Annotated in this window: 12 protein-coding genes; 4 read left to right on the top strand and 8 right to left on the bottom strand. The window is 60.4% G+C overall.

The features are described 5' to 3' along the window. Positions 1-444: 444 nt before the first annotated feature. Both AC3B8H_RS02030 and AC3B8H_RS02035 read right to left on the bottom strand, forming a co-directional pair. Positions 445-1302: an HDOD domain-containing protein gene (locus AC3B8H_RS02030; protein ID WP_488439949.1), complete on the bottom strand. Its 858-nt coding sequence runs from the start codon at positions 1300-1302 to the stop codon at positions 445-447. Then, positions 1299-3812: an EAL domain-containing protein gene (locus AC3B8H_RS02035; protein WP_488439950.1), complete on the bottom strand. Its 2514-nt coding sequence runs from the start codon at positions 3810-3812 to the stop codon at positions 1299-1301. Before AC3B8H_RS02035 ends, AC3B8H_RS02030 begins: the two co-directional genes overlap by 4 nt. A 401-nt stretch (positions 3813-4213) precedes the next feature. Between AC3B8H_RS02035 and AC3B8H_RS02040 the strand changes: the two genes are divergently transcribed. Continuing rightward, the gene (locus AC3B8H_RS02040; protein ID WP_488439975.1) at positions 4214-4546 is read left to right on the top strand and encodes a DMT family transporter; all 333 of its coding nucleotides are present in this window, start codon (positions 4214-4216) and stop codon (positions 4544-4546) included. Between the two features lie 97 nt (positions 4547-4643). Here the strand turns inward: AC3B8H_RS02040 and AC3B8H_RS02045 are convergent, their stop codons facing one another. After that, a complete protein-coding gene (locus tag AC3B8H_RS02045; protein ID WP_488439951.1) occupies positions 4644-4916 on the bottom strand; it encodes an oxidative damage protection protein in 273 nt (90 codons plus the stop codon). A gap of 277 nt (positions 4917-5193) precedes the next feature. On the opposite strand from AC3B8H_RS02045, the gene AC3B8H_RS02050 reads away from it, so the two are divergent. Next, entirely contained in the window at positions 5194-6294 is a 1101-nt protein-coding gene (locus tag AC3B8H_RS02050) for an efflux RND transporter periplasmic adaptor subunit (RefSeq protein ID WP_488439952.1), read from the top strand. Continuing rightward, positions 6291-9395 carry an efflux RND transporter permease subunit gene (locus AC3B8H_RS02055; RefSeq protein ID WP_488439953.1) on the top strand — a complete coding sequence of 1035 codons (3105 nt, stop codon included), beginning with the start codon at positions 6291-6293 and terminating at the stop codon, positions 9393-9395. The genes AC3B8H_RS02050 and AC3B8H_RS02055 overlap by 4 nt, the downstream gene beginning before the upstream one ends. 33 nt (positions 9396-9428) lie before the next feature. Here AC3B8H_RS02055 and mutY read toward each other — a convergent pair whose 3' ends face one another. Continuing rightward, positions 9429-10508, bottom strand: a complete 1080-nt coding sequence (gene mutY, locus AC3B8H_RS02060) for an A/G-specific adenine glycosylase (protein ID WP_488439954.1) — start codon at positions 10506-10508, stop codon at positions 9429-9431. Between the two features lie 262 nt (positions 10509-10770). Here mutY and AC3B8H_RS02065 point away from each other — a divergent pair, with 262 nt between their 5' ends. Next, positions 10771-11145 carry a Rieske (2Fe-2S) protein gene (locus AC3B8H_RS02065; RefSeq protein ID WP_488439955.1) on the top strand — a complete coding sequence of 125 codons (375 nt, stop codon included), beginning with the start codon at positions 10771-10773 and terminating at the stop codon, positions 11143-11145. Between the two features lie 12 nt (positions 11146-11157). On the opposite strand, the gene AC3B8H_RS02070 is transcribed toward AC3B8H_RS02065, so the two are convergent. The 4 genes from AC3B8H_RS02070 to AC3B8H_RS02085 form a co-directional block, all read right to left on the bottom strand. Continuing rightward, positions 11158-11826, bottom strand: coding sequence for an NAD(P)H-dependent oxidoreductase (locus AC3B8H_RS02070; RefSeq protein WP_488439956.1), 669 nt, complete (start codon positions 11824-11826; stop codon positions 11158-11160). A gap of 122 nt (positions 11827-11948) precedes the next feature. Next, positions 11949-12701: a DUF5765 domain-containing protein gene (locus tag AC3B8H_RS02075; RefSeq protein WP_064026909.1), complete on the bottom strand. Its 753-nt coding sequence runs from the start codon at positions 12699-12701 to the stop codon at positions 11949-11951. Positions 12702-12931: 230 nt separating this feature from the next. Continuing rightward, complete coding sequence (locus tag AC3B8H_RS02080) at positions 12932-15136, bottom strand: primosomal protein N' (protein WP_488439957.1); 2205 nt, start codon at positions 15134-15136, stop codon at positions 12932-12934. 339 nt (positions 15137-15475) lie between these two features. Next, entirely contained in the window at positions 15476-15988 is a 513-nt protein-coding gene (locus AC3B8H_RS02085) for a disulfide bond formation protein B (protein ID WP_488439958.1), read from the bottom strand. Positions 15989-16045: the final 57 nt, after the last annotated feature.

Below are 16045 nucleotides of genomic sequence, written 5' to 3' on the forward strand. Positions count from 1 at the left end.
GCCCGCAATACACGTCAACAGCTCTTTTTACTCTGAAAATCATTGGGCCAATTGCGGATAGGCCGGTATCGGAACGCCATCGATTGCGGCTAAAGCCGCTCCTATCCCCATTATTTTCATGCTTCGGGGCGAAAATCCTTTCAAGACCGTAAGTATCAAAGGGTCGGCGGCGCGAGGATCGCTGACGGCGGGTTTGGCAGCCACGCTCATTGCGGTGCAAAAAGCCGGTGCGCGATTGATTTTGGTGCGAGTTTTCGGCGGACGGTGCCGGGTGGATCGGCGCGGAGGCCGCTAAAATCGGGTGCGCGAAGTTTGGCACCGGAATTGCTAAATCTAAATCGTAACTCCTGGCTGTTCCTCCTGTCCTCTCCCGTGGGACCCAAACCCTCCGCTTCTGACCGGGCCGAGGGTATTTTTTTGCGCCAAGCTCGGCTTTGGCGTTCCTCAATCGCTCAGTAGCGGCACCGTGCCTTGGAACTGGCGGCGCGCCAGACCGGTGAGTTTGGCAAGCTGCTCGCCGTCCAATTTCAGACGCGACCAGGCCACGCCGTTGACTTGCAGCTGGCGCGCCTCGCAGACATCGCCGTCTTGCAGCGTTTCGGCCAGCAGGTTGGCGGTATAGATGACGTCGGCCATCGTCTTGCCGCCGCCGGGCAGGTAATGAGTGTGGTGCAGCGCGATCGCGTGCTGAATATCCACCGGAAAATTCCAACGTTTGGCGACTTCGCTGCCCAGCAGGGTATGGTCGAAGCCGAAAGTTTCCCGCTCCAGTTGCAGCGGCGACAAACCGCTTTCTTCGCTGAGTTCGCCCAATCGGGCAACGTCGTGCGGAAAGCAGCTCCACATCACCAATTTGCCAATGTCGTGCAGCAGGCCGGCGGTAAACGCGGCTTCCGGGTTCAGGCCGGTGCCGCCCGCTAACAGCTTTGCACACACCGCGGCGGCAACGTTGTGTCGCCAGAATGCCCGCCAGTCGAAATATTTTTCCATGCCGGCGAAGACGTTGATCAGGCCGGCGGTCAATACCAAACCGCGCACGTTGTTTAATCCCAGCATCGCGATGGCTTCACTGATCGAGCCGATCTGCCCGGATACCCCGTAAAACGGGGAGTTGGCGACCCGCATCAAGCGGGCCACCAACGCTTGATCGCGGGCGATTTTATTGGCCAGCGTGGCGATATTGACATTGTCGTCGCCGAAGTTTTCTAGCAATTCAACGACCAATCCGGGCAACGACGGCAGTTGCCGAATGCTATCGAGAACCTGGTCGAGATTGCCGCTGTATTGGGATTTTTCGCTCATTGTCGCGGGTTTTCCTGGCCGGATTCCGGCCAAAGCATCAGGATACGTCCGCGCGAAACGCTGTCGGCTCCCATGGTTCGGCACAACGCCCATGCCGATAGCCCGCCATTCAGCGAAATCCGCCGTTCGCGACCGTCGGGATCGGCCAGCACCGCCAGCACCTCGGCGGGCAATCGTTGGCCGGCTGCGCAGCTCAGCAGCGGCAGGCCGTTTTCATTGCCCAACAAGCGGTTGGCTTGGCGGTTGGCCATCACGATCAAACCGTCGTCGTCGATGCCGATCACCGCGGTCGGCAAATGCTCCAGAACCTCCCTGGAGACTTGCAGTATGTTGATGCCGCGACCGATTTCCCGGGTTTTTTCGGAGATGCGCCGCTCCAAATCCTGATTGATCGCGGACAACTCGGCGTTGGCTTGTTCCAAGGCCCGGCCCAGCGCGGCGTTCTCCAGCGTCAATTCGTAGCGCTCGAAGGCTTCGCGCACCGCCTCGCGCAGATGTTCCTCGCGCCAGGGCTTGTTCAAAAATTTATAGATGGCGCCCTGGTTGATGGCGTCGGTCACGGTCTGAAGGTCGTTGAACCCGGACAGAATGATGCGGGCCGTGGCCGGGTAGAGATCCTTGACCTTGCCAAAAAACTCAACGCCGCTCATGCCCGGCATGCGCTGGCCGGACACGATCACGCCGACCCGTTGCCTGGCCAGTATCTCCAGCGCCTCGGCGCCGCCGGTCGCGGTCAAAATCCGATAGCCGTCGCCGTCGAGTTGACGCACCAACGCTTCGACCACCTTGGCTTCGTCGTCGACCACCAACAGCCGGCGCTCCTCGCTGTCGCCGCCTCGCCGGGCGACCGACCGGTCGAAACGATGGTAGAAGTCGATGAAGTCCTCGGCCGGTAGCGGCTTGCCCAGAAAATAACCCTGCACTTCGTTGCAGCGGTGATTCGTCAAAAAATTCAACTGGCCTTCGGTTTCGACGCCTTCGGCAATGACCCGCAACCGCAATTCGTGCGCCATGCTGATGATGGAGCGGACCAGCGCGGCCACATTGGGATCGCTGGTCAGCTCGCGCGTAAAGGATTGGTCGATCTTGACCGTCGTCACCGGAAAACGGCTCAGATAACTCAGCGACGAATAGCCCGTGCCGAAATCGTCGACGGCCAGACAGATGCCCATCGCCCGCAAGGCCCGCAACGTGGCGAGCGATTCCTCGACGTTGCGCATCAGCAGGCTTTCGGTTAACTCCAGTTCCAACAATCTGGGGTCCAGGCCGGTTTCCCGCAACACCGCTTCGATGCAATCGGCCATGCAGTGCTCGGTGAACTGCACCGGAGACAAATTGATGGCCATCCTCAGCGCCGGCAGGCCGGCCGCGCGCCAGGCGCCGACCTGCCGGCAGCCGGTTTCCAGGACCCATCGGCCCAGCGGCACGATCAGCGCGGTCTCCTCGGCGATCTTGATGAATTCGGCCGGCGAGATCCAACCCAGCGTCGGATGGTGCCAACGCGCCAGGGCTTCGACGCCGATGATGCGGCCACTATCCAAATCAATCTGCGGTTGATAGTGCAGGGCCAGTTGCCTCCGCTCCAAGGCCAAGCGCAATTCGTTTTCCAAATGCAGCCGATGGGCGTTGGCGGCATTCATTTCGTCGGAAAAATACAGGTAACGATTCTTGCCCTGTTCCTTGGCGCGATACATCGCGGTGTCGGCGCGTTTCAACAACAGCACCGCGTCGGCGCCGTCCTTGGGAAAGGCGCAAACGCCGATGCTGACCGTCAAAAACAGAGTGTGGCCGTCGATGTAAAACGGCGCCGCCAACAAATCGAGTATTTTCTGGGCGACGCAATGAATGTCTTCGAACTTGCCAATCCCGGTGGCGAGAATCACGAATTCGTCGCCGCCCAATCTGGCCACGGTATCGGCTTCGCGAATACCGCTGTCCAGCCGCACCGATGCCGCCACTAATAATTTGTCGCCAATTTCGTGGCCCAGACTGTCGTTGATCAATTTGAAGCGATCGAAGTCTATCGACAGCACGGCCAGCCATTGCTCGCTACGCCCGGCCAGCGCGATGGCTTGGCCGATGCGGTCCAGCATCAGATTGCGATTGGGCAGGCCGGTCAAGTCGTCGCGACTTGCCGCCAGCGTCGCGGCCGCCTCGCGTTCGGCGGCGCAAATCAGAAAACTGCCGTGCAAAGCCGCTGGCCGGTCAGCCTCGGCCGCGGCGGCGGTCAGTTGCAATTGCGCGGGCATCACCACGCCATCGGCGCGAATCACTCGACACTCGATGCCGGTTTCGGTCCCGCTCGGCAAGGGCTGAGTCAAAAAATGCCGATCTTCGGGGACGACCACGGTTTGCCAGAAATACGGAATGCGTCGCCAATGTTCGGTGGGGTAGCCCAGTTGCTCGGCCTGAGCGGCGACGTAACGGCACAAGCCGGTCCGCGGATCGGCTTCCCACACGATGGTCCAGACTCGTTGCAATAACTGATAGCTTCCCGGATCGGCGATCATGGTACCTTGAGTAACGGAAGCGGAACGAACAAGCTGTTTGATGTCATTTCAGTTAAATGGGTGCGAACCGGGGACCGGGCGGACGAAACGCGACGCAAGCCTCCAAAAGGTAGTCGAAATCCGGGATTTGCCAATGTGGCAAACTTCCCGCAGCGCCATTTGTCCGAATCCGCGTTGGTATTTGCGCCGACACCGGAAATCAGCCAAACGCCAATATCACCGCGCCAGACTGGATGTCGGAGCAATCCGCCCTGCATCCGATCTACCGATCGAAGCTGCTTCCCCCCGGAACATGAAGTACAGCGGCGTGGGCGGGGTTTTAGTCTCGATGAGGAGTGGTCGCCATCCGACTGGTCTTGGATAATTCAGCAACTTTCATCGTCATTCAGGACTTTTCCAATATGAGCCATTGGCTTTATTTAGCTCTATCCATACTCACCGAAGTCGCGGCCAGTTCGCTACTCAAGTTCAGCGACGGTTTTTCAAGGCCGTGGCCGTCGTTGGCGATTGTGATCGGCTACGGGCTGTCGTTTTATTGCTTTTCGGTGGCGCTACGCACGATTCCAATCAGCATAGGTTATGCGGTTTGGGCCGGGCTTGGCATCGTCGGCATCGGCTTGATCGACATTGCCCTATTCGGCCAGAAACTGGACGGACCGGCACTGGCCGGTATCGGCTTGGTGGTGGCCGGTGTCGTGACACTGAGTCTGTTTTCCAACTCGGTCGGCCATTAAAGGTTCAGCGCCAAGCGGATGACCGGCTGCACCTCGCGATAGTGAAGTGGCCGCGCCGGCGGATTTGCCAGCCACGGCCGAAGCCGGTGGGCCAAACTTAATCTTTTCGCGGCACGTAGCCGTTCGGCACTTGAAAACCGCCGGCAAACAAAAACTTTTCCCGCTCGACTTCCAGGACTTTTTTGGCGTAGGGATCGAAACTGGACAAGCGTTGTTCGTTGATGATCATGGTCTGCATGGCCAGCCAGTCTTTCCAGGCCTGCTTGGAAACTTGTTCGAAAATGCGTTGGCCCTTGGGGCCGGGAAACGGCGGCGCGTCCAAGCCCTCCGCTTCCACGCCCAGTTTTACGCATTGAACCAATCTTGTCATAGTGAACCTCGGTCGGGTTAAGTGGTCACAGCTGCTCCGAAACGTGCCGGAAGCCGTCAGTATTCTGGCCAGCTTTATACCAAAGCGTCGGTTCCGCTTCCATCACATTGTTGTTAGGGTAATTCGAAACCATGCCAGCTTACCCAAGCCTAACCTTGGATCGCGGCGGCGGCGTTTTACCGTTCCGGTAATTTATGAAAGAATCGGCGACGGTACCAACTCAGGCGCATCGGGTATTCCGCCCACATCGCGCCTTCACTTTATTATGATCACGGACATGACGACTTATTGCTATCGCGGCACGCTTTTCCTGGCCGCTTGGATGTTTTTTGCCGGTTGCGGTAGCGACGCGCCGGCCACCGAACCGCAACCTACCGCCAATCCAGCTCTCAGTGTATCTGCGGTGCAACCGGCCAGCCGGGCCATTCCGCTGAGCTTGAGCGCCAACGGCTCGATCGCCGCCTGGCAGGAGGCGGTGATCGGCGCCGAAGTCGGCGATTTGCGGCTGGCCGAAGTCCGGGTGCAAGTCGGCGACGCGGTGCGCAAGGGCCAGATCTTGGCGTTACTCGATCCCGAAACGGTGCAAGCCGACATCGCCCAGGCCAGGGCGGTCTTGGCCGAGACCAAGGCCAGCCTGGAAGAAGCCAGGCTGAATGCCGATCGTACCCGCCATTCCACCTCGTCGTTGGCGCTCAGCGCCCAGCAAGTCGCTCAGTATCTGACCGGTGAAAAAACCGCCCAGGCCAAGGTCGAATCGGCCCAGGCCCAACTGGACGCGCAGTTGCTGCGCCTCAAGCATACTCAAGTGGTCGCCAGCGACGACGGGGTGATTTCGGCGCGCAACGCGACCTTGGGAGCGGTGGCGTCGGCCGGCCAGGAATTGTTTCGTTTGATTCGGCAAAACCGACTGGAATGGCGGGCCGAGGTCACCGCCGCCGAGATCGCCCGACTGCGGCCTGGGCTGGACGTGGCGGTCGAAGTGCCCAACGTCGGCCGGACGCCCGGCAAAATCCGCCAACTGGCGCCAACCCTGGACCCGCAAAGCCGCAACGGCCTGGTCTACGTCGATTTGCCCGACGCGGTGCGCCAAGGCCTGCGGGCCGGCATGTTCGCCCGCGGCGACTTCGATCTGGGCGCCAGCCCGGCGCTGATCGTGCCGCAAACCGCGGTGTCGCTGCGCGAGGGTTTTAGTTATGTGTTCAAACTCGGCGAGCGGCAAGGCGATTTGGCCAAGGTCGCTCAGATCAAGGTCCAGCTCGGCCGGCGTAGCGGCGACGACCTGGAAATACTGTCGGGCATCGCCGCCGGCGACCAGCTGGTGGCCGGCGGCGTGTCGTTCCTGGCCGACGGCGATCTGGTAAGGGTGGTGCCGCGATGAACGTTTCCGCCTGGTGCATCCGTAATCCGATTCCGGCCCTGATGCTGTTCGTGCTGCTGGGTTTTGGCGGCCTGCAAAGCTTCAAGGCCATGAAGATCCAGAATTTCCCCGATCTGGATTTGCCGACCGTGACCCTGACCGCGAATCTGCCCGGTGCGTCGCCGGCGCAATTGGAAACCGACGTGGCTCGCAAGCTGGAAAACTCGCTGGCCACCTTGCAGGGACTGAAACATCTGTACACCAAGATTTACGACGGCAACGTGGTGATCAACGCCGAATTCCGCCTGGAAAAGCCGGTGCAGGAAGCGGTGGACGACGTGCGGTCGGCGGTTTCGAAGGTGCGCGCCGACTTGCCGGCCGACTTGCGCGAACCGGTCGTCACCAAACTGGATTTGGCCGGCGCGCCGATTTTGGCGCTGACCGTGTCCTCGGACAAGCGCGACGACGAAGCGCTGTCCTGGTTCGTCGAGGACACCGTTGCCAAGCGCTTGCTGGCGGTGCGCGGCGTCGGCGCGGTCACCCGGGTCGGCGGCGTCAGCCGGGAAATCGCGATCGCGCTGGACCCGGTCAAATTGCAAGCCTTGGGCGTCAGCGCCGCCGACATTTCCCGGCAATTGCGTCAGGTGCAGCAGGAAAGCGCCGGCGGCCGCACCGACCTGGGCAGCGGCGAACAACCCCTGCGTACCCTGGCGAAAGTCGCGTCGGTCGAGGAGCTGCGGCCCCTGCAACTGGCCTTGCCCGACGGCCGGCGCATCCGTCTGGATCAGGTCGCCGATCTGAATGACTCGGTTGCCGAGCCGCGCGCTTTGGCCTTGTTGGACGGCAAGCCGGTGGTCGGCTTCGAGGTCACCCGCAGCCGGGGCGCCAGCGAAGTGGAAGTCGGCGCCGGCGTGCAGCAAGCCTTGGCCGGGCTGAAACAAAGTTATCCGGACGTCGAGTTTACCGAGGCCTTCAATTTCGTCGAACCGGTGGCCGAGGAATTTCACGGCTCGATGACGATGATTTACGAGGGCGCGCTGTTGGCGGTCGTCGTGGTCTGGCTGTTTTTGCGGGACTGGCGCGCCACCTTCGTCTCGGCGGTCGCGTTGCCGTTGTCGGTGATCCCGTCGTTTCTGGGCATGTACTGGCTGGACTTTTCGTTGAACGTAATTACGTTGCTGGCGCTGTCGCTGGTGATCGGCATTCTGGTCGACGACGCGATCGTCGAAGTCGAAAACATCGTTCGCCACCAACGTCTGGGCAAGACACCTTATCAAGCCGCGCTGGAAGCGGCCGACGAAATCGGCCTGGCGGTGGTCGCGACCACGCTGGCGCTGGTAGCGGTGTTTTTGCCGACCGCATTCATGAGCGGGGTGCCGGGGCGTTTCTTCAAGCAATTCGGCTGGACCGCCGCGCTGGCGATTATCGCCTCGCTGATCGTGGCCCGGATGCTGACGCCGATGATGTCCGCCTATTTGATTAAGGACCGCGATCACGGCACGCCGCCGGAGGGCTGGCTGATGCGGACCTACATGGCGATGGCCGGCTGGTGCTTGCGCCACCGGATCGTGACGATGGCCGGCGCGCTGGCGTTTTTCATCGGCTCGCTGATGTTGATCCCGCTGCTGCCGACCGGCTTCATCCCGGCTGACGACAATCCGCAAACCCAGGTCTTCGTCGAATTACCGCCCGGCGCGACCCTGGCGCAAACCCGCGCCTCGGCAGAACGCGCCCGCCAATTGGTCGCGGCGCTGCCTTACGTGAAAGGCATCTACACCACGATAGGCGCCGGCGCCGCCGGCAGCGATCCGATGGTGATGAGCATGGGTACCAGCGAAGTCCGCAAGGCGACGCTGACGATTACGCTGGCCGCCCGCCGCGACCGGCCGGTGCGCAAGCAGGCAATCGAAAACGACATTCGGACCGCCTTGCAAAGTTTGCCCGGCGTCCGCACCAAGGTCGGCCTGGGCGCGTCCGGCGAGAAATACGTGCTGGTGTTGAGCGGCGACGATCCGCAAGCGCTGAGTAAAGCCGCCGGCGACGTGGAACGCGATCTGCGCACGATACCTGGCCTCGGCAGCATTGCCTCCAGCGCGGCCTTGATCCGCCCGGAAATCGCGGTGCGCCCCGACTTCGCCCGCGCCGCCGACCTGGGCGTGACCACCGCCGCGCTGGCGGAAACCCTGCGCATCGCCACTCTTGGCGATTACGACTGGTCGCTGCCCAAATTGAATCTAAGTCAGCGCCAAGTGCCGATCGTCGTCAAATTGGCGAGCGCCGGCCGTCAGGATCTGGCGGTGCTGGAACGTTTGACGGTGCCGTCCAACAAGCCCAACGTCGGTTCGGTCCTGGTCGGCCAGGTCGCCAAGCTGGAGCTGTCCAGCGGTCCGGCCTTGATCGACCGCTACGACCGCGCCCGCAACATCAATTTCGAAATCGAATTGAACGGCCAGCCGCTCGGCGACGTGGCCAACGCGGTGCACAACCTGCCCAGCATCCGCCATCTGCCGGCCGGCGTGCGCCTGCTCAGCATCGGCGACGCCGAGATGATGGAAGAGTTGTTCGGCAGTTTCGGCTCGGCCATGCTGACCGGCGTGCTGTGCATTTTCGTGGTGCTGATCCTGTTGTTCAAGGATTTCATCCAGCCGGTGACGATATTGACCGCGCTGCCGCTGTCGTTCGGCGGCGGCTTCGTCGCCTTGCTGATCGCCGGCAAGGCCTTTTCGATGCCGTCGTTGATCGGCTTGGTGATGCTGATGGGCATCGCGACCAAAAACTCGATTTTGTTGGTCGAATACGCGATCGTCGCCCGCCGCGATCACGGCTTGAGCCGCCACGACGCGCTGCTGGACGCCTGCCATAAACGGGCCCGGCCGATCGTGATGACCACGATTGCGATGGGCGCCGGCATGCTGCCGAACGCGCTCGGCCTGGGTAGTGCCGATACCTCGTTCCGCAGCCCGATGGCGATCGCGGTGATCGGCGGTCTGGTGACCTCGACGCTGCTCAGCTTGTTGGTGATTCCGGTGGCCTATTGCTATCTGGACGATCTGAAACAGTGCTTGGCGCGCGGCTATGCGCAATGGTTGCGCTTGTGGAATCGGCGGACGGCGCCCGCCTGATTGCGCCGGCGGCAGGCAACGCAATCAGGCCGCTCAAGTGTTCGGCGAACCGGGCGGCATCGCCGCGTTGCTCGGTTCGGGCAATTGCGCCAACAGCCGTTTGATCGGCGTCGGCAAACCCAAGCCGGCACTCGCTTCCGGGGTCAGCCAGGCATGGTTTGCCGGTTCGGCCAGCGCGGTGACATCCGCCAAGCTTGCCAACAGCGGCGTGTAGTCCAGATGATAGTGCGAGAAGGTATGGCGGCGTTGCGCCAACGGCGCGAGCGCCGCCACGCGATAGCCGCGCTCGCGGCACCAGGTTTCGGCGCTCGGCCGATCCGGAAACTCCGGCAAACTCCACAAGCCGCCCCAGATACCGGTGGGCGGACGCTTCTCCAGCAAGATCGCGCCGTCTGGCGCCGTCAGCAGCAGCAGTTGGCATTGCTTGACCGGCAAGGCTTTGCGCGGCTTGGCTTCCGGCAATTGCCGAACCAGCCCTTGGTGTTTGGCCTGGCACCCGGTCTGGACCGGGCAAATCTCGCACAACGGCTTGGCGCGGGTACACAGCGTGGCGCCTAAGTCCATCATCGCCTGGGTATAGTCGCCGGGCCGGTGATTCGGGGTGTATGCCTCCGCGAGTTGCCAGAGCCGGGCCGCGACCCTGGTTTCGCCCGGCCAGCCATGGATCGCGTGAAAGCGCGCCAATACCCGTTTGACGTTGCCGTCCAATATCGGTTGGCTTTGCCCGCCGGCAATGCTGAGTATCGCCCCCGCGGTCGAACGGCCGATGCCGGGCAAGGCGCTCAGCGCTTCGACGGTTTGCGGAAACTCGCCACCGTCGGCCGCGACCAGGCGCGCGGTCCGGTGCAGATTGCGGGCGCGGGCGTAATAGCCCAGCCCGGCCCAATGTTGCAATACGTCGTCGAGCTCCGCGTCGGCCAGGCTGTACACGGTTGGAAATCGGTCGATAAAACGCTGGAAGTAGCCAATCACGCTGGCTACTTGAGTTTGCTGCAACATGATTTCCGACACCCAAACCCGATAGGGACTAATGTCTTGTTGCCAAGGCAAATCCTTGCGGCCGTGCAGGTCGAACCATGCGAACAGTTGTTGTTGAAATTGGCTGGGAGACACGAATCAAATAGCGGTGCAGTGGAGTCGGATTGGATTAAGGATAGCGTGTCGGGTCTGGTAACGACGGCTGATAGAGATAGACGGCCAGATCGGCAGCATCATACCTTAAGCGAAGCGCCGTACCGCAGCGTCGCGCGGCAGGCGTTTTGATTTAACCAACCGCTTGGAGGCTCGCACCGCGTAAATCCATCGCGCGCAAAGCCGGCGTGGCGTATCATCAATCCCCGGTTATCAGTCTGCCTATTCCAACGGAGTCACTTTGATGAGCAAGAGCCCTCCAGTTCCGATTTGCCGGAGCGATCAGTTAGCCGAACTGGGCAAGTGGTGCTTTTCTGTGCAATACCGGGGAGAGTCCGAACAGGCCTTGGTAGTGCGTTTTAACGGCTCGGTGTTCGGCTATTTGAACCATTGCGCGCATATGCCGAGGACGCTGGATTGCGAACGCGACGGCGTGTTCGATCCGTCCGGCCGGTACCTGCAATGCTCGATGCACGGCATTTGTTACGATCCGGTCAGCGGGCGCTCGCTGAGCGAAATTTGTCTGGACCAGAGCTTGACGGCGATCAAGGTCACCGAACAACAAGGCTGGATTTACCTGATCGACAAACACGCCAGGCTGGAACCATCCGGGGCATGAGGATCGCGGCGCCTATCGCCATTCGATGATCGCGGCGGCCGGCTGGCGGGTTTTGGGGCGAGCCGGCGGGTTTTTCCGGTAACCGAAGGCCACCAGATAAGCGACCGACCATTGCTCGAGGTCGATGCCGATCTCGGCGGCCAGAGCCTGTTCCAGGCCGTTGCGCTCGAAACCTTCGATCGGACAGGAGTCTATCCCGATCAGGGCCGCCGCCGTCATCATGTTGGCCAGCGGAATATAGGTCTGCTTGCCGGCCCAGTCGTTGATGGCGCGTTCCGATTCCAGCAGCGCGAAGTCGCGCTTTTGAAACTTTTCCAGCACTTGGGTGCGGGCCTGGGCGGCGTCTTCCGGGTAATGCTGAACCTCGCGCATGAAACCTTGCACGTAGTCGCTGTCGTAGCGCATGTCGCGGCTTTTGCGAAGCAGCGTCAAGATCAGGTGGCTGGCGGTCGGCAGTTGTTTTTGACCGCCCCAAATATACGGACGCAGTTTCTCGCGCAATTCCGGGGTCTGGATCACCAGAAATTTCCAAGGTTCCAGGCCGAACGAACAGGGCGACAGTCTGGCGGTTTCCAGTATGAAGTCGAAGTCTTCGCCGGCGATTTTGCGTTCGGCATCGAATTCCTTGCAGGCATGGCGGAAGTGGAAGGCTTCCAGGATCGCGGGTTTATTGATCGTCATCGCATCCTCGTGGCGAACGGAAAAGGTTTGCCCGAAACCGAGGGGGTGGACGAAGGCTTTGCCGGCAGTGCGCCGGCAAAGCTTATCGGCGAGGGTTGTCCTCGGTACCCAGGCGTTTACGGCTAGAGGCTATCGCCCACTTCGCGGTGGTAAAACGGCCATTTCTTGACGTGCAAGTATTTGCGGATCGGGGTTTTGATCACCGACACGCACAGCGCAATCGAAAACAAACACCAGACCGCGCAATATTCGTTCGGATCGTCGGTGGTGACGTCCGAAATCCAAGGTCCGATCAAATAATGGAAACCGACGAAGCGCCAGGAACCGTAAATGATGGGCAGATAAAAGGCCGCCAAAATATAGGAAAACGCATGCAGGCCCCAGTTGAAGCCGAACAGCCACTCGACCGGATTGGACATCAAGCCGTTCAACGGCATTTTCCAGGCGATATGCCAAGCGCCGGACACCGAACAGGTTTGCGCGCCGCAGAAGCCTTCGACGCCCTCCACACAGTTGCCGGCCCAAGCGAAGGGATACATTTTAATCAACATCGCCAGCGAGCTGATCGCGCACAGCGTATAGACGGTAGTCCTGATCTTGAGTTTGACGCTTTCCGGAATGAAATACATCGCCACCATATTCACGAAAAACGGCTGAAAGGCGATATGCACGTAGCCGAGCAGCGTCAGTATCTGATTATTCGGGTTGTCGCATAAATTGATGTAGACATAGGTCGCCGCCTGCAACAACTCCATCAATGCGAAATAAGTCAGCGGAATCCAAAGTTCCTTGGATTCGCCCTTGTACGCCACGTAAACGGCGGTGGTCAAACCGGCGGCGGCTAGTACGCCCGACGCTTCTCCGCTCCAACACATTGAAAAGTACCCCTTTCGTTATTTTAGTTATGTGATTGCGTTTCAGAGCGGCGTAGGACATTCATCCCTCCGCCAGCGAATGCAATCTTCCGGGTGGGCCGTTCGGCGAGCCGAATATCCCTGTTTTTGCCGCGACCTCGGGCCGCGAAAAAGCGGCGAATTATCCCACAAAACCCTTCAGTTACCGGCGGCTTTTTGTTGGGCTATCGCAACGAGTCTATAGCGAATGATCAATACAAATCCAGCGGATCGACATCCAGCGACCAGCGCACCGCCCTGGCCTCGCGCAATTCCGCGAGGCGGGGGACCAGAAAATCCAGCAGTCGCTGCAAGGCCGGGCGCTTATTGCTTTGCAGCAATACTTGATATCGATATAGCCCGGCGCGTCTGACCATCGGCGCGCTCACCGGGCCGAGAATTTGCGCGTCGAGCGGGGTAAATTCAGCCAAACATTGAATGGCCGCCCGCAAAAACTGTTGCGGTGCGCCGGCGTTGCCGGCTTGCGCGCGCAACAGGGCTTGATAGCCGAATGGCGGCAGGCCGGCGGCGCGGCGTTCGTCCAGCGCGGATTCGGCGAAGGCCCGATAGCCGCGGCTGAGCAGGCTATGCAGCAGCGCGTGTTGCGGATGGCGGGTTTGCAGGATGACCCGGCCAGGCAACTCGGCCCGGCCGGCCCGACCGGCGACTTGCACGATCAATTGCGCCAATTTCTCGCCGCCGCGAAAATCGATGCTGAACAGGCCGCTGTCGATGTCCAGGATCGCCACCAGGGTCACGTTCGGAAAATGGTGGCCCTTGGCCAGCATTTGGGTGCCGAGCACAATATCGGCGTCGCCACGGTGAATTTGCTGCAAGTAGCTTTCCAGCGCGCCCTTGCGCTGCGTGGTGTCGCGGTCCAAGCGGACGATGCGCCGGCCCGCGAACAACTCGGTCAGGGTTTCTTCGATGCGTTCGGTGCCCAGGCCGAGCGCCTGCAACTCGCCGACGCCGCAGGCCGGACATTGCCGCAACAGGTTTTGCTCGTAACCGCAATGGTGACAACGTAATTTGGATATGCCGGCGTGGATGACTAGATTGGCGTCGCAACGGTGACAGCGCGAAACCCAGCCGCAATCGTGACAGATTTGCACCGGGGCATAGCCGCGTCGGTTCAAAAACAGCAGGACTTGCCGGCCCTCCGCCAGTTCGGCGCCAATCGCCGTTATCAACGGCTCCGACAGACCGGCTTGCAACTTTTTGCCGCGAATGTCCAACACCTGAAATGTCGGCGGTTTGGCGTTGCCGGCCCGGAGCGGTAAGTGCGACAGGCGGTAGCGACCCTGGGCCACGTTGGCCAGACTCTCCAGCGACGGCGTCGCCGAACCCATCACCACCGGAATATGCAGCAGCTTGGCTCTGGCAATCGCGACATCGCGCGCCGAAAATCGAAACCCGTCCTGTTGTTTGAAGGAACCGTCGTGTTCCTCGTCCAACACGATCAGTCCGGGTTCCCGAAGCGGTGTAAACAACGCCGATCGAGTGCCGAGCAGAATCCGCGCCGCGCCGGCCCGCATGCTCAGCCAGGCATGCTGGCGCTGCCGGTCGGTCAGGTTCGAATGAAAGGTTTCGATCCCTACTCCGAAGCGTTGCCGAAATCGCTGTTCCAATTGCGGCGTCAGATTGATTTCAGGCAGCAACACCAAGACTTGCCGGCCCAAAGCCAGGGTTCGGGCAATGATTTGCATGTAGACTTCAGTCTTGCCGCTGCCGGTCACGCCTTCCAGCAAATGCACCGCAAACCGGCCCAGATCGGCGCTCACCGCTTCGATGGCGGCTTGTTGGTCCGGATTGGCGGTCAGCGCGGAACCGAGTACGACCGGGCGATCGGGTTGATTTGGCGTTTGCGGCTCGACCAAACCTTTGTCGATCAATGCTCGCAGGGCCGGCTTGTGTCCGGCCAACTCGGCCGCCGACCAAGCCGGCTCGCGGCTTAGCATTAGCCGCAGCAGGGCTTGTTGCCGAGAGGCGCGTCCCAAATCGACCTCGGGCGCGCGACCCGCCGCGGTCGGCGCGAAATAAAGCTCGCTCCGCAATGTCGCGGGCAAGCCTTGGCGCAGCGCGGTCGGAAATGCCGTTGCCACCACTTCGCCGATCGGATGGTGGTAGTAGCGGGCCGCCCACTCCAATAGCTGTAAGTCAACCGCCGACAACAAGGGTTCGTCATCCAACAACGCGGTAACCGGCTTGATTGCACCGCCAGCCAGCGTCGAACCGTTGGCGGTACCCATGACGACGCCAACGCATTGACGTTTGCCGAACGGCACCAAAACCCTCGCGCCCCGCTGAAACGCCGCCGGATTGCCGGATTCGGAAGGTTGGTAATCGAACAATCTGTCCAACGGGACCGGCACCGCAATTTTTAAAATCAAACTGTCGGCGGCATCGCATTTAGCCATTTTTGATGAGTTGTTTTCGATGTTGCATCGCTAAGTGATTATGTCGGCTAGGGAATTTAAGTTACCCACAAAACCTGTGGATAACTCTGTGGATGGAGGCGAATACCGACCGCTTAGTGTCGGATTTAATTACAGATTTGTTAAATTGCGTAAATTTGCGCCAATGTATTTTTTCTTTGATTATCAATAGGTTGAGGCCGGTTGTCGGCAAGGTCTGCCGTTTTCTATCCGGGCGGGGAGGCTCCGGAGGTTTGCCCCGTTTTTGTGCATAACTTGTTACAAATCTGCGGGAAATAACACAGGTTTAAAAAGGAAAATTTGTCCGGTATTCGACAATGCTTATTCGCTAATACGCGGCGCCGAATCGCGCCATAGCAGCCCGGCCCAGGTCGCCAGCAACAGGAAGGCGAACAAGGTCCAAGCCGGTATGCTCAAGCCCAGCAGAGTCCAATCGATCTTGGCGCATTCGCCGGTGCCGCTCAACATCAATTTGACGGTGTCGGCCAACGGAAAATTCTGAAAGACGTATTCCAGGCCGGGACTGCATTCAGGCACCTCTTCCGGCGGCAAATGCTGCAACCAGACATGACGCGCGGAAACGCTCGCGCCGACCAATGCGGCGGCGGCGGCTAAAATCGCGTAAATCTTGCTGCCGCGATTGTGCAGGCCGGCCGCCAGAAAAATCAGGCCGGTGGCCAGTATCGCCAGTCGCTGTGAAATACACAGCGGACAAGGCTCCAATTCTTCGACGAATTGCAAATAGGCGCCAACGGCCAGCAAACCGGCGCAGACGACAAAACCGATAAGGAACCGCGCGCGCGGACTGAAATAATGAATTAGCGAACTGATCATGACGACTGAGGGAGATTCATCTGGAGTGTGAAAAATCGGTTCGGAGCTGGCGCTTTC

Source organism: Methylomonas sp. BG-2, from assembly GCF_057766305.1.

Bases quoted from the DNA above. Each gene is read 5' to 3' on its own strand.
- AC3B8H_RS02070 (WP_488439956.1), bottom strand. From the start codon at position 11,826: ATGACGATCAATAAACCCGCGATCCTGGAAGCCTTCCACTTCCGCCAT.
- AC3B8H_RS02080 (WP_488439957.1), bottom strand. From the start codon at position 15,136: ATGGCTAAATGCGATGCCGCCGACAGTTTGATTTTAAAAATTGCGGTG.
- AC3B8H_RS02065 (WP_488439955.1), top strand. From the start codon at position 10,771: ATGAGCAAGAGCCCTCCAGTTCCGATTTGCCGGAGCGATCAGTTAGCC.
- AC3B8H_RS02045 (WP_488439951.1), bottom strand. From the start codon at position 4,916: ATGACAAGATTGGTTCAATGCGTAAAACTGGGCGTGGAAGCGGAGGGC.
- AC3B8H_RS02040 (WP_488439975.1), top strand. From the start codon at position 4,214: ATGAGCCATTGGCTTTATTTAGCTCTATCCATACTCACCGAAGTCGCG.
- AC3B8H_RS02055 (WP_488439953.1), top strand. From the start codon at position 6,291: ATGAACGTTTCCGCCTGGTGCATCCGTAATCCGATTCCGGCCCTGATG.
- AC3B8H_RS02050 (WP_488439952.1), top strand. From the start codon at position 5,194: ATGACGACTTATTGCTATCGCGGCACGCTTTTCCTGGCCGCTTGGATG.
- AC3B8H_RS02030 (WP_488439949.1), bottom strand. From the start codon at position 1,302: ATGAGCGAAAAATCCCAATACAGCGGCAATCTCGACCAGGTTCTCGAT.
- AC3B8H_RS02035 (WP_488439950.1), bottom strand. From the start codon at position 3,812: ATGATCGCCGATCCGGGAAGCTATCAGTTATTGCAACGAGTCTGGACC.
- AC3B8H_RS02085 (WP_488439958.1), bottom strand. From the start codon at position 15,988: ATGATCAGTTCGCTAATTCATTATTTCAGTCCGCGCGCGCGGTTCCTT.
- AC3B8H_RS02075 (WP_064026909.1), bottom strand. From the start codon at position 12,701: ATGTGTTGGAGCGGAGAAGCGTCGGGCGTACTAGCCGCCGCCGGTTTG.